Source organism: Paenibacillus sp. P4_A9, assembly GCF_056402415.1.
In genome coordinates this window covers 15868-28908 of record NZ_JBFUHL010000028.1, presented here as the reverse complement: position 1 = coordinate 28908, position 13041 = coordinate 15868, and the positions used below count along the sequence as shown (strand labels likewise).

12 protein-coding genes and 1 riboswitch are annotated in these 13041 nt (G+C 46.4%); of the genes, 10 read left to right on the top strand and 2 right to left on the bottom strand.

What is annotated here, in order from left to right; translation table 11 throughout:
- Positions 1 to 53: 53 nt before the first annotated feature.
- Positions 54 to 163, bottom strand: a riboswitch (TPP riboswitch).
- Between the two features lie 122 nt (positions 164 to 285).
- Positions 286 to 522 (bottom strand): AbrB/MazE/SpoVT family DNA-binding domain-containing protein, encoded by a 237-nt coding sequence (locus AC1DVJ_RS17970; protein WP_477592609.1) that lies wholly within the window; start codon positions 520 to 522, stop codon positions 286 to 288.
- A 277-nt stretch (positions 523 to 799) separates the two neighbouring features.
- On the opposite strand from AC1DVJ_RS17970, the gene AC1DVJ_RS17965 reads away from it, so the two are divergent.
- The 6 genes from AC1DVJ_RS17965 to AC1DVJ_RS17940 all read left to right on the top strand — a co-directional run bounded on the left by AC1DVJ_RS17965 (position 800) and on the right by AC1DVJ_RS17940 (position 7328).
- The gene (locus tag AC1DVJ_RS17965) at positions 800 to 1654 is read left to right on the top strand and encodes a sugar phosphate isomerase/epimerase family protein (protein ID WP_477592608.1); all 855 of its coding nucleotides are present in this window, start codon (positions 800 to 802) and stop codon (positions 1652 to 1654) included.
- A 3-nt stretch (positions 1655 to 1657) separates the two neighbouring features.
- The gene (locus tag AC1DVJ_RS17960; RefSeq protein WP_477592607.1) at positions 1658 to 2713 is read left to right on the top strand and encodes a Gfo/Idh/MocA family protein; all 1056 of its coding nucleotides are present in this window, start codon (positions 1658 to 1660) and stop codon (positions 2711 to 2713) included.
- A 91-nt stretch (positions 2714 to 2804) separates the two neighbouring features.
- The gene (locus AC1DVJ_RS17955) at positions 2805 to 3587 is read left to right on the top strand and encodes a glucosamine-6-phosphate deaminase (RefSeq protein ID WP_477592606.1); all 783 of its coding nucleotides are present in this window, start codon (positions 2805 to 2807) and stop codon (positions 3585 to 3587) included.
- A 281-nt stretch (positions 3588 to 3868) separates the two neighbouring features.
- A complete protein-coding gene (locus AC1DVJ_RS17950) occupies positions 3869 to 4768 on the top strand; it encodes an AraC family transcriptional regulator (RefSeq protein WP_477592605.1) in 900 nt (299 codons plus the stop codon).
- Positions 4769 to 4889: 121 nt separating this feature from the next.
- Positions 4890 to 6116 (top strand): GNAT family N-acetyltransferase, encoded by a 1227-nt coding sequence (locus tag AC1DVJ_RS17945; RefSeq protein ID WP_477592604.1) that lies wholly within the window; start codon positions 4890 to 4892, stop codon positions 6114 to 6116.
- Positions 6117 to 6794: 678 nt separating this feature from the next.
- On the top strand, positions 6795 to 7328 hold the full coding sequence (locus AC1DVJ_RS17940; protein ID WP_477592603.1) for a hemerythrin domain-containing protein: 534 nt from the start codon (positions 6795 to 6797) through the stop codon (positions 7326 to 7328).
- A gap of 434 nt (positions 7329 to 7762) precedes the next feature.
- On the opposite strand, the gene trhO is transcribed toward AC1DVJ_RS17940, so the two are convergent.
- Positions 7763 to 8668, bottom strand: coding sequence for an oxygen-dependent tRNA uridine(34) hydroxylase TrhO (gene trhO / locus AC1DVJ_RS17935; RefSeq protein WP_477592602.1), 906 nt, complete (start codon positions 8666 to 8668; stop codon positions 7763 to 7765).
- A gap of 232 nt (positions 8669 to 8900) precedes the next feature.
- Between trhO and AC1DVJ_RS17930 the strand changes: the two genes are divergently transcribed.
- The 4 genes from AC1DVJ_RS17930 (at position 8901) to AC1DVJ_RS17915 (ending at position 13014) form a co-directional block, all read left to right on the top strand.
- A complete protein-coding gene (locus AC1DVJ_RS17930) occupies positions 8901 to 10604 on the top strand; it encodes a methyl-accepting chemotaxis protein (protein ID WP_477592601.1) in 1704 nt (567 codons plus the stop codon).
- Between the two features lie 107 nt (positions 10605 to 10711).
- Entirely contained in the window at positions 10712 to 11824 is a 1113-nt protein-coding gene (locus AC1DVJ_RS17925; RefSeq protein WP_477592600.1) for a stalk domain-containing protein, read from the top strand.
- A gap of 129 nt (positions 11825 to 11953) precedes the next feature.
- Entirely contained in the window at positions 11954 to 12274 is a 321-nt protein-coding gene (locus AC1DVJ_RS17920) for an SPW repeat domain-containing protein (RefSeq protein ID WP_477592599.1), read from the top strand.
- Positions 12275 to 12465: 191 nt separating this feature from the next.
- A complete protein-coding gene (locus AC1DVJ_RS17915; RefSeq protein WP_477592598.1) occupies positions 12466 to 13014 on the top strand; it encodes a cysteine hydrolase family protein in 549 nt (182 codons plus the stop codon).
- Positions 13015 to 13041: the final 27 nt, after the last annotated feature.

Genomic DNA, 13041 nt, shown 5'->3' with positions numbered 1-13041 from the left:
GATTCATGCTGCGAAAAAAAGACCGCATCTCTAATAGAGGCGGTCTCCTGGTATACAAAGAGATCTTGTGTTCCTCCGCTGGCATTATCCAGATCAGGTTTAACGGTCGATAGTTATAACTATCCTCTCAGCCTGGTCTCACCAAGCTCCCGTGACTATGCACTTAGGTATTTAATTTACACGTTAATTCCAAATTATGCAAATGTTATTTGTGAAAAAAGCCCATCAGGATCATCCCTGAGGGCTTATGTTCGGTCTTGCCGATATGTATGCTCACGCAAATGGTTAGGTAATCTCTTCAATACAATTGCTGCAAACGAGCTTCCCTTTGAAATAGGTCATGTCCTCAAAATTCCCACAGAACACACAAGCAGGCATATACTTCTTAAGTGTAATACGCTCAGGATCTACATAGACCTCGATCGCATCACCGATCTCAATATGAAGTGTCCGTCGAAGTTCAATAGGCAAAACAATACGTCCCAGCTCGTCCACTTTTCTTACGATTCCCGTTGATTTCATATACATTTACCCCCTTTTTTCATGATCAAATGACTGGCATCTTCAAGTTACAAGGCATCATAATGTGTATATACATCTATTCCACATATGCACTCAAATTCCTTTTATTTACTGCTTTTGATTTTGAATTAAAAACCCATTTATTTACAATCGGTTAAAAGCGAAAAAAATGTAAACTTAGTTCAATAGAAACGTCAACTTTTCCCCAGACAATCTTGTTATAGTAAGAAAATAAGAAATCAGCATCACATATTCAGGCGTAGGCGGAGGGGTTTTATTGATTTGGAATCGATTAGGCGTATTGTCGGATGAGGTATCCCCCAATTTCGAGAAGGCTGTAAATTGGGCTGCTGAACAGGGTTTAAAGCATGTGGAAGTCAGAGTTGTCAATGGCATCAATGTATCGGAGTTGGCTGATGCTCAGATCGTCGAAATCCGCAAAGTGGTGGAGGATCACGGACTGTATGTTTCCGCCATTGCTTCGCCCTTGTTTAAGTGTGCCTTGGAACCGAAGCGGTTGGTTGAATCCGGAGACACCTTCGGGCAGAAGGAACAGAGTGTTGAAGAGCATTTTAATAAGCTTCATAGGGTTATTGAGATCGCTAAGCTGTTGGGGACGCCACGCATTCGTATTTTCTCGTTCTGGCGGGAAACGGATCCGCAGCAGCACAGTGATGAAGTTGTTCGTCATCTAAAAAAGGCGGGAAAAATCGCCGTTAAGGAAGGTGTGATCCTGCTCCTTGAGAATGAGCCTTCCTGTAACGGAGGCTTTGCAGCGGAAGTAGCGGCGCTTGTTTCGGCAGTCGATTCGCCATCTGTTAGAGGTTTGTGGGATCCGGGCAATGAGGCGTATGGTGCTAGAGAGGCATTCCCGAGTGGTTACCTGTCCATGAAAAGTACCTTGGCACATGTTCATCTGAAGGATGCGTATATCCGTCAGGATGGAACAGCCAAATGTGTGCCTCTGGGCTCTGGCAATGTTGCATTAGCGGCTCAGATCAAAGCGCTTGAAGCAGATGGATACGATGGTTTATATACGATTGAAACGCATTTTGTTCCAGAGGGCGGCAGCCAGCTAACTGGCACACGAATGACACTTGATGCGCTTAGGGCGTTGCTAGAGGAGGTGTAGGTGTTGGCTAACTGGAAGTTCGGTATCATAGGCTGCGGATCAGTGGCTGATTTCCATATCGAGGCCATCCGTCAGATTGAAGAAGCAAGCCTAGTCGTGGTATCCAGCCGCACGGAGTCGAAGGCGCAAGCGGTTGCCGAGCGAGAAGGTTGCTCATGGACAACAGACTATCGCGAGCTACTTGCCAGGCCTGATGTGGATATCGTCTGTGTCACTACCTCAAGCGGCAGCCATGCGAGTATCGGACTGGATGTCGTGAATGCGGGCAAGCATTTGATCATTGAGAAGCCAATTACGATGAATGTGAAAGATGCAGAGAAGCTTGTGCAAGCGGCTAGAGCAAACAATGTCACACTCTCCGTCATCTCCCAGAGAAGGTTCGAGGCTCAGAATCAAGCTATTAAACGGGTATTGGATGAAGGGGCACTTGGGAAGCTCTTGCTGGTTGAGGTGTCGCTGCCTTTCCATCGATCCCAGTCGTATTATAACAGCGCGGAGTGGCGCGGAACGATAGCGGAGGATGGAGGCGTCTTGATGAACCAAGGGATTCATTGTCTGGATCTTATGCTATGGTTCGCTGGTGACGTTCATACGGTCTTCGGCAAAGTTGCTACCCAAACACACGAGATGGAAGCTGAGGATATAGGACTGGCTATTCTGCAATTTAAAAACGGGGCTTTCGGTACGATTATGGCCTCGACCAGCATCGTTCCGGGCTTTGCTGCAACCGTCAATCTGTACGGTGAGAAAGGCACGATCAAGCTCGAAGGCTCGACGATCGTCCATTGGACGGTACCAGGGCGAAGCGAGCCGACTTGGACGCAGGCAGGTGCCTACGGCGGGATTACGGATCCGCACAGCATCGTGTCGGATTTTCATCAAAGCCAGTTGTTGGATGTCATGGCTTCGATTGAAGCCGGCGATGAGCCGCTGGTTACTGGGGAGTCCGGACTGCGTGCGGTGCAGCTTGTTGAACAGATTTATAAGAGTGCGGCCGAAGAGCGGCAGATAACCACATTAGAAAGTATAAGTTTTCGTTCACCGAAAACATCTTTCTAATTGGCGATAAAACCTACCTTTATACGCGGTCGTACATCCTAGTATTGCTTCGATAAAGGATTTCTCACAAACTGACTGGAGGAACGATCCTATGAATGAGCCACAATTACAGGCACAGCCAATCTGGCAAGCACAAATCGATGCGCTGCAGGTTAACGTGTATCAGGACCGGAAGGCGTTAGGACATGCCGCTGGATCAGATGCGGCCAACAAAATCAAGGAACTGCTTACCGAGAAAGCGGCCATTCGCATCATTTTCGCGGCAGCGCCCTCACAGAATGAAATGCTCCAAACATTGGCCGATGATGAAGCCATCGACTGGTCGCGGATCACTGTGTTTCATATGGATGAATATATCGGACTCAGCGATGATGCGCCGCAGAAATTCGGACGGTTTCTAAGCGACCGATTGTTCAATAAGGTTGGGCCAGGCACGGTACATCTCATCAATAGCCTGAACTTGGCAGAGGACGAGTGTAGACGGTATAGCGATCTGCTTGGAGAAGCACCGATTGATATCGTTTGTCTCGGCATTGGCGAGAACGGTCACATCGCCTTCAACGACCCTCCAGTAGCGGATTTCGCAGATATAGAGCTGATCAAGCGTGTGGAGCTGGAGGACGTTTGCCGTCAACAGCAGGTGAATGATGGGTGTTTTGGTTCCTTCGCAGACGTACCGACCCATGCCTTAACGCTAACCATTCCAGCGCTGATGTCCGGCGCGCATCTGTTCTGCTCGGTTCCTGGCGTAACCAAACATCAGGCGGTGCAGCGCACCTTGAACGAGCCGATCTCAACCGCGTGCCCTTCGACGATTCTTCGCAGGCACCCGGATTGTACGCTTTATTTGGACCAGGATTCCTATGGCCGATAAAAAGAGTGTCATTCACGCGCGCCATTATGCAACGGGAATGCTCGCTTGCTGGGTCTGCCTGTCGCAGAGGGCTTGTCGGCAGGGTCTCCAGCCGACATCGTTCTCCTAGACAGTATCCAAGCGGACGGCCGCATCCCATTGCGGCAGACCTATAAAGCTGGCGAGCTCGTCTACGATGCAAGCCAGACGTTCTAACTGAAGCGCCCGCACAGAAGGGTTGTTCAATTCCGCAAATTGACATATGCTTGAATGAAATATGGCTTCGGACAGGTGGTAATCGTATGAGCATGGAGAAGGGGATGTCCTATTTTCAAAGCAAATCTACACTGAAAAAGGAGTTTCCTTTTAAAATATTCCGTTACTCCAGCCTCGCACTGAAACAGCCTTTGCATATCCACGAATATACACAGATCGCCTATGTGCTCAAAGGGGTGTGCAATCACCAGCTGCGAGGCAAGTCGCTGAATATCAGCAGAGGGGATATGTTCATCATAGCGCCTGGGGTGGAGCACAGCTTAAGCGCGATTGAAGAGCGCGAGTTCGAAGTGGTGCTGATTGATTTCCTGCCATTTCTGGTAAGAGAGCAATTGAAGCCCTTCTCGGATACCTTATACCTTTTTCTTCAAAATACTACTGACGAGTTGCCAGAGCTAGCTGCCTTGCCGCAGCCGTGGCTGCATATCGCCAAGCCGAAGCAGCTTCTAGTTGAGCAGCTGCTTCAAGATATACAGGATGAATTTGAGCATCGCGAAGCGGGATATGAATTCTCTATCTGTACGAGCCTTGTCAAGCTGCTCATCATCATGGACCGCGAATACCGAAGGGTGAGACGGAAGCAAAGTGTCCAGTCAACATCGACGAGCCAGCATCCGATTGAGGAAGTGAAGCGATATATTCACGACAATTATTGTCAGGATATACCGCTAGAGCAAGGAGCTTTTCTGGCTAATATGGCGCCGGCCTACTTCAGTACTGTTTTTAAGAAAGAAACAGGCCAGAACTTCGTAGATTACGTGAACGAGGTGCGAATTGAAAGGGCGATGGAGCTAATTCAGCGCAATATGCATACCATTACGCAAATTGGGTTTCAGGTCGGTTTTCATCATCTCAGCCATTTCATTCGAACATTCAAGAAGCGAACAGGCATTACGCCTACTGAATATAAGAAAACATTTGGGTAAGTGTGGAAAATAGTAAAGCCCTGATCTCGCAGTCCAAGCGGGGCGGGGCTTTTGTATGTGTATGGATTGCGTTGAATGCCACATGTTAGAATAGAAGCAAAATAGATAAGTAGGAGGCACTATGGATCAAATCAGATTGTTAAAGCAGGATGAATTGAAGGACAGTCTTGCCTTGTCGGAGTTTGCTTTTCAATTTACCATGTTGCCAGATGAGCGGGAAGAGCGGCTGGCTGTCATGAAGTCCGAGCAGATATGGGGATTTTTCGTTGAGGATCAACTAGCAGCCAAATTATTGATACTGAAGCTGACTACCTGGATTAACGGCAAAGCATTTGAGATGGGCGGTATTGCTTCTGTTGCGACATGGCCTGAATATCGCCGTCAGGGAATGGTTGGCCAACTGTTGTCCCAATCGCTGAAGTCGATGAAAGAATCCGGGCATGTCGTATCCTTCCTGGCACCGTTTGCTTTTGCGTTTTATCGCAAATACGGCTGGGAGACTTTTATTGATTACATGCGATATGAAATTGCATCCAATCAGCTACCCAAGCCAGAGGTTGCAGAAGGCAGTACGCTGCGACGGATCGAAGCGGATGCGGCGGTGTTGAATCCGATCTACGAGGCGTATGCGAAACGCTTTAACGGGATGCTCGTTCGGACCGAAGCGTGGTGGAGCAGTAGAGTTTTCAAGCCTAAGAAAGGGATCGTAACTCTTTACCTGAATCCTGCCGGTGAGACGGAAGGCTATATTATTTATCAGGTAAAAGAAAGGGTTCTCACCGTTCATGAACTGATTACGTTGAGTGAGGACGCCACTCGTGCGCTATGGCGACTGATCTCCAATCACGACTCGATGATTGATAAAGTGGTATGCCAGGCGCCAATTGGCGATCCGCTGCCATATTTGTTGGCGGAACCCAGAATTAAGCAGGAGGTCATTCCTTATTTTATGGCACGGATTGTCGATGCCGAAGCCTTTCTTCGATTGTTTCCATTTAACGAAGTTGCAGATGGAACCGAGGCTTGCAAGCCATTTTATCTTCGGCTTCAGGACGGTCAAGCCGAGTGGAATAACGGGATATTCCGAATTCAACCTGGGAGCGATGAAGGGAACGACATCGTAAAGTTGGACGGGGAACGAGTGTTCTATAGTGAGCGAGGCGCTGAGGAAGATGCGGTGAGGGACATCATTTCGTGTGATATCCAAACGTTATCGGCGCTACTGATGGGGTACAAGCGAGCCGCTTTGCTGCATCGCATTGGTCGTCTACACGGGAGTGCGGCTGAGATCACAAGGTTAGAACGATTCATTCCGGAACGAACAACGTATCTGACAGATTTCTTTTAATTATTGGCGGAGAAAGAGGCGCGGATCTTGGATCCGTGCCTCTTTCTTGACAGATAAGAATATGTTTTGAGTTTTTGGGTAAGCCTTATCCCTTATTTTACGCTGAATTACGGAGACTGTTTGTTTGTGATTCCTCAGCTCTCAGATATAGAATAACTGGAAAACCTCCAGCTATTTTTCGCGAAATTCGCTCATAAGTCAAAATAGCTGGAAAAAATACAGGTAATTCATCGAGAATCGCGTCAACTGCTCGAAATTGATGAAATTAACTGTATAAAGTCCATTTATTCCATAAATTACAAATATATAGCTGTATTTAACTGCAGAAAATCCATCTATTGCGGGTGAATGGCCGTTTAATGGTTTAATGCAAGTGCAGAGGTTGAGCTCACGGTGAAGGAGATACTGCAGGACATGCATCATGTGCGTCAAACAACGGGCGATGTAGGGTGATTACGCAGTCCATGCTCCTTCTTGTGAATCAGTTTCATTTGACGGAGAGCCGTATTCGTTAAAAGGTTATTATTAGACATTCGTTCGCATGTAAACTGCCCCATGCCGCATACAATGATAATGCGGTATGGGGTTTAATTTACATACGAAGCAAGTTTTCTCGCGAAAACTCTAAGTTGATGCTTACGTAGAGAGTTTCTAAAGAAACTTTGAGGAGGATGTCGAATGAGTGATCGTTTGAGCATTCAAACGAATCGGGCAAATAATGTGAATCCTAGTGAATTTAGAATGCTAGCCCAGCGTTTGAAGGAGGAGCATGTACAAATGCGTGAGCAGCTCTCCGACATTCGAACGCTAGCTGCAGCTTTGTACACTCTTGATGATTGCTCAATTGGAATGTGTCGTCTGATCGAACTTCAGGACGGCATACTATCCCTGGTGGAGGAGTTGGAGCAGCATTCGGAGTGGGAGGAGCAAGTCTTATTCCCGAGTCTGCAAACTTATTTACATCCGACGATGGCCATCTCAGTAGCGCGGTCCATGCATGTGTTGGAGCAGGATCATGATTTGGCCAAAAAAGTCGTACAGTCATACGTCAACGGTGTCAATGCCATGAGCGTGCCGATCGACATGGACTTCGTCCATGTGATGGCCTCTGAGCTGCTGACCGCCTGCCTTATCCTACTGAAGCACTTCACTTTGGAAGAGGAGCTTGTCTACCCGTTGATTGATCGGATCATGGAACAGATTGCGGAGTAGTGAGGGTAGGGGAGTGAACAAGAGTAACATGGGTAGTAAAAGTAACAAGAGTAACAAGAGCAGCAAGAGTAGCAAGAATAGCAAGAATAGCAAGAGTAGAGTAGTTAAAGTAGCCAATGTTGTCCGAAATATACCTGTGCCGAAAAGGACCTTCCCAAGTGAAACGACTTGGGAAGGTCCTTTTTACAGTTAGTGCCCCGTTCCGCATCACTAACTGTAAAAAGTACATCTATTTCCGGCGTACCCGCCTGATTTGAACGAATAACTGGAAAAACTCCAGCTAATTTCAGCCGTTTGATCGCTTGACGCGAAAAAGGTGAAATTTAACTGGAGTTTTTCAATCTAAATAGCATAATCAGCCGATTTGAGCAAGTTTAGATGTAGTTTTTCCATCTATTCGCAGCGCGGTCCCCGAAATTAGGGGGGATCCCCCACTAAGCCTCCAACGCGCTCAATGTTTTCTCTTCGCATTCTTTGGAACAGAAGCTGTCATGCTCATCTTCACAAGCCTCGCAGCAAATATGCTTCAAGTGGCACAGATCGTTGGCGCAGTTAATATAGCGATCCTCTGCGGTTCCGCAGTGGTAACATTTGCCGACAACGATATCTTCATCTGTGCGGTTAATCGGTACGGAGATGCGCTCATCGAACACATAGCATTTCCCATCAAAAAGGCGACCTTGTACGTCTTCATCTTTGCCATAGGTGACGATACCGCCGTCTAGCTGATATACCTCTTTGAAGCCTTCGTTGATCAAGAAGCCAGATAGCTTCTCACAACGGATGCCGCCGGTACAGTAGGTAAGGATAGGCTTGTCCTTGAAATCCTGCAGATTGTTGCGAATCCACTCTGGGAATTCCTTGGTCGTCTCGACCTCAGGACGAATGGCACCACGGAAATGTCCGATATCATACTCATAGTGATTACGGCCATCGAGCACGATGACATCTTCATTTTTGAGCTTCTCATAGAATTCTTTAGGCTTCAAATGCGTCCCGGTTAGCTCATTCGGATTCACATCTTCTTCAAGACGGAAGGTGACGAGCTCCTTTTTCGGACGGACAAAAAGCTTCTTGAAGGCATGCCCTTCATGCTCATCAATCTTGTAAACCATATCTTTAAACAATGGCATGAGGTTCATCATCGCCATGTAGGCTTCCGTTTGCTCTACGGTCCCAGAAAGGGTGCCGTTAATGCCCTCAGGAGCAATCAGAATGCGTCCTTTTACACCTAACTTTTTACAATAATCCAGATGTTCGCGCGCCAATGCTTCGTGATCAGCAACAGCGACGAATTTATAATACAACAAGATGCGGTAAGAAGCGCCATGTTCAGTCATAACAATTAACCACCTATACGTATAAAATGACACACGCCATCCAGATGGCGTATACGCATATAGTGACATAAATTTATGTATTTTTCAATCTAGTAGCAATTTTTGGATCGTTTCCTCTAATACGCTTGCCGCGGCAAAAACACGATTAGCCGAAAGGTTGCTAGAAGAACCGCGTATACCATGCAGTAAGCGCAAAGCTTTTAATCATACATATTATAGGGGGAATTTAGAAATGCAACTGACTGTTCGTACGAAATTAATTATGGTTTTTACGATCATTTTATTGATGGTAGGGGGAATAAGCTGGACCGATATAAGTCGTATGGGGGCGCTTAAAGATAGCAATTCGAAGCTCGTAGAGAATTGGATGATGGGTATTCAAATTATTGAAGAGATTCATTATAACTCTGAGCATGCACTATCCGTTTATAGAGGGAAGAGGTTAGAGCCCGATGTGAAAAAGCATGAAGCTTTAGATAAAGAAATAGCCGCTGTAATGGAACGAATCAATCAATTGTTAGGAAAATATAAGGAAACTGTAGCCAGTGAAGAAGATGGTGCACACCTACAGGAGCTTGTACAGAATTGGGAAGCGTTTACTGTGACCTTTGTAGCGAATAAACAACAATCAGGTGATCCAACAAGCAAAGCAGCACAGGATAGTCTAGTGGCTATGACGGAAGCATTCGCAAAGGTACAAAAGAAGATGGCAGACATGGTGGCTTACAATCAACAAGGTGGGATCTTAGCAGAGCAAGATAGTCAGAAGGTGTACCGTGAAAGTGTGAGGATGTCGGTAATCGTATTGACAGTGATGATCCTATTCATGATCACAGCTTGTTATATGCTAGTGAAAATTATTTCGGTTCCTGTTCGCAATGCCTCCTTAGCGCTGAATCGTATTGCGAATGGTGATCTGACGGTTGAGCCGATTTATGTCAAAAATAAAGATGAAATTGGCCTGCTCGTTGGGGCTGTTAATCAAATGGTGACTCAGTTGCGTCATTCTGTGGAGCGAATGCAGCAAGCCTCCACGAACATTGCAGCTTCATCTCAGCAGCTTTTCGCCAGCTCCGAGCAGAACACCTCGGCTTCCCAGCATGTCGCTGTATCTGTTCAGGATTTCGCGAGTGGGGCGGATGCACAAGCTCAAAGCTCTGTGGAGTGCGGTAGAGCAATGGAAGAAATGGCAGCCGGGATCTCACGTATTGCAGAAACAACGGCAGATGTATCGGAGTTATCTATGACGGCAACGAACATTGCTGAGCAAGGCACACATGCGATGGGACGTGTCGTTAATAAAATGCAAGCAGTAAGCACGTCCGTTGATGCGGCCAATCAGGTGATTCAAGAGTTGGAGAAGCATTCCCAAAGTATCGGTCAGATTAGCACGTTAATCGGGAATATTGCTTCGCAAACGAATTTACTTGCTTTGAATGCAGCGATTGAAGCTGCGCGTGCAGGCGAAAGCGGTAAGGGCTTCGCTGTTGTTGCTGGAGAGGTGCGTAAGTTGTCTTCGCAAACCGATGATTCGGTTCGTGAGATCTCAGAGCTCATTACTTCGATACGAAGAGATTCTGCACGGGCTGTAGGGGTTATGAACAATGGACGGACAGAAGTGCAGGAAGGACTTCATGAAGTAAGCATTGCGGAGCAAGCGTTCGGTCAAATTGTACAAGCTTCGCAAGAAGTAGCGAGCAAGATTCAAGAAACTGCGGCAGCAGCGCAACAGATGGCAGCAAGCTCGGAAGAAGTAGCGGCTACAGTAGCCCAAGTAGGCTTCGTTGCACAGCAAACCTCAGGCACAGCGCAGTCCGTCGCTGCAGTGACCGAAGAACAGCTGGCATCAGCCGAAGAAATTACGGCATCAGCCAAAAACCTTGCCGGCATTGCCACAGATCTAAGTCTAGTGGTGGGTACGTTCCGTCTTTCTTGAAATAAAATGGTGTCGGTCAGACTTTTTAGAAAGCTGGTTCGTCTAGTTATCGTGAAGGTTAGAACAAGAGAGAAAAAACATGATAACTTAGAAGGAGCGAATCAGAAATGAAAAAAAATCCGTGGAACATGTTGAAAATCGGTGTTGTTGGTTGTGCGATGCTTGTAGGCGTGAGTGCCTCCGTATTGCCAGTAGCTAACGTGGCTTCAGCAGATACCGTAGTGGCTATATCTGCAACATCATCAGTACCAGTCGTCATTAAAGACGTGGTGCTTACCTCGAAGAATGCAGATTTAAAAACAAACATCAAAGTGCCGCAGCTGTCAAACATGCTGGATGCAAGATATCAGGATGAGCTGAATAACATTTTGCTATCACATGCCAACAAAGATTTAGAGATATGGGAAAAAGACGCTACGAAGGCTGCAGCTGCAGCGAAAGAGCATGAATATACGTATCGCCCTTATGAGCTTACGATCCTGTATGAACTGAAATCCGATGGCTCAGGAAACCCATCAGGCGTTGTATCGCTTGAAGTTACAACCTACGGATCAACAGGCGGCACAGGCATGCCAAGAGTAGATACATACAACGTCTTGAATGCAGCACAGGCTCAGCGTGTCACACTCCAGGATTTATTAGGTGCGGACTATAAGGCGACGATCGATGCAGGTGTTAGTGCCAAAATTTCCGAGACCCCTGAAAAATTCTTTAAAGATCAATTTAAAGGGATCAGCGCAGAGCAAGGCTTTTATGTTGAAAAAGGGGAGGCCGTCGTGGTGTTCCCGAAATATTCGATCGCTCCTGGTTCATCGGGTAGCCCGAAATTCCATTTCAGCTTGCCTGAAAATATGACAATTAAGCCAAATCCGGTTCCGCTGCCTGGTGCAGATAAAGTGAAAGTGGACCTGGTAACCAGCGACGTTGTTCTTAATGCGGACGGAGTCTCACTCGTGCCTTTCCGTAAAGTAGCCGAAGGACTTGGCTACACGGTGAAATGGAATCAAGATACGTACTCAGCTGAGGTGACAAAGGGTGCGCAGTGGACGAGTGTGAGCGTGGGGAAAGACAGCTATTTCTTCGCCAAAATGGCACCAGTTTCGCTTGGAGCGGCTCCAGTTATCCTGAACGATTCCCTCTATGTACCTGTTAAATTCGTATCTGAAATTCTTAAAGCCGATGTGACAACTGTTTCGACAGGTATTCATATCGAACAATAAGCGAGATAGATCATATAAAAATGAGCCTTCGGTTGCCTATTTAGGTGAATCAAAGGCTTTTTCACATAACACTTTATTGAAAGCGTTTGCATATACTGTAACATCCCGCATTTAGGAGGTGTTATCGGTATGTATCTCAAAAATAGTTTGTCAGCGCTCCTGGGTCTCTGGTTTCTTATAACGCCTTGGGTGTTCGGATTTGGAGATGACACCAATGCGCTTTTGAGCTGTGCACTGTTCGGAAGTCTACAATTCGTAAGTTCTATGCTAGCTTTAGGGAAAACAGGGAAGCATATGTGGCAGAACTGGGTTTGTGTCGCCACTGGCGCCTTTTTTATCGTATTCCCCAATGTATTTCATTTCTCTTTTATGGTGTTTTTTTCTTTCGTTGCCCTTGGATTTATGACCATACTCATGAATTATGCCAATCTGTATCCTGACGAGCAATAATTTCGTAAATGCCTGTTGAAAAATGAAATTAATTATGTCATAATGAGTTTATCGAACTGACAATATTAAATAGGCGCATCGGAGTTGCCGAACATGTGCCTCAGCTGTTGATTTACAGTTAGGCTTTTCTTTTTAACTACTGATAAAGTCATTGTAATAATATTATTTATACAATATAAGGGGTGATGAACATGAAGGCCCTCATTCTTATTGATTATACGGTAGATTTCGTAATAGGAAAGCTGCCCTGCGGGGATCCAGCTGTCGCGATTGAAGCTCGGTTGTGTGAGCTAAGCAAAAGCTTTCTGACCGAAAAGGACTTTGTCGTGATGGCGATAGATTTGCATGAGGAAGGAGACCCTTATCACCCTGAGACGATTTTGTTCCCACCTCACAATTTACGCGATACGGAGGGGCGGGAGCTCTATGGTCGTCTAAAAGAATTACATGAAGAGCACAAGGAAAACATTTATTGGATGGATAAAACGAGATACAGTGCGTTCTGCGGGACAGATCTTGAATTACAGCTCAGAGCTAGAGGTATTCAGGAGATTCATCTAGCGGGCGTGTGTACAGATATTTGTGTCTTACATACGGCGGTAGATGCGTATAATAAAGGTTTCTCCCTCACGATTCATGAGGATGCGGTTGCTAGCTTTGCTGAGCAAGGTCACGCGTGGGCATTGAGGCATTTTGAACATTCGCTAGGGGCTAAGGTTGTACGGGATTGGAAAAATTAACAAGGAATGCGCAATTGGATGGGACGA

Excerpts from the sequence above, each read along its gene's own strand:
- AC1DVJ_RS17920 (WP_477592599.1), top strand. The coding sequence starts at position 11,954 with ATGTATCTCAAAAATAGTTTGTCAGCGCTCCTGGGTCTCTGGTTTCTT.
- AC1DVJ_RS17950 (WP_477592605.1), top strand. The coding sequence starts at position 3,869 with ATGAGCATGGAGAAGGGGATGTCCTATTTTCAAAGCAAATCTACACTG.
- AC1DVJ_RS17915 (WP_477592598.1), top strand. The coding sequence starts at position 12,466 with ATGAAGGCCCTCATTCTTATTGATTATACGGTAGATTTCGTAATAGGA.
- trhO (WP_477592602.1), bottom strand. The coding sequence starts at position 8,668 with ATGACTGAACATGGCGCTTCTTACCGCATCTTGTTGTATTATAAATTC.
- AC1DVJ_RS17945 (WP_477592604.1), top strand. The coding sequence starts at position 4,890 with ATGGATCAAATCAGATTGTTAAAGCAGGATGAATTGAAGGACAGTCTT.
- AC1DVJ_RS17925 (WP_477592600.1), top strand. The coding sequence starts at position 10,712 with ATGAAAAAAAATCCGTGGAACATGTTGAAAATCGGTGTTGTTGGTTGT.
- AC1DVJ_RS17940 (WP_477592603.1), top strand. The coding sequence starts at position 6,795 with ATGAGTGATCGTTTGAGCATTCAAACGAATCGGGCAAATAATGTGAAT.
- AC1DVJ_RS17955 (WP_477592606.1), top strand. The coding sequence starts at position 2,805 with ATGAATGAGCCACAATTACAGGCACAGCCAATCTGGCAAGCACAAATC.
- AC1DVJ_RS17970 (WP_477592609.1), bottom strand. The coding sequence starts at position 522 with ATGAAATCAACGGGAATCGTAAGAAAAGTGGACGAGCTGGGACGTATT.
- AC1DVJ_RS17930 (WP_477592601.1), top strand. The coding sequence starts at position 8,901 with ATGCAACTGACTGTTCGTACGAAATTAATTATGGTTTTTACGATCATT.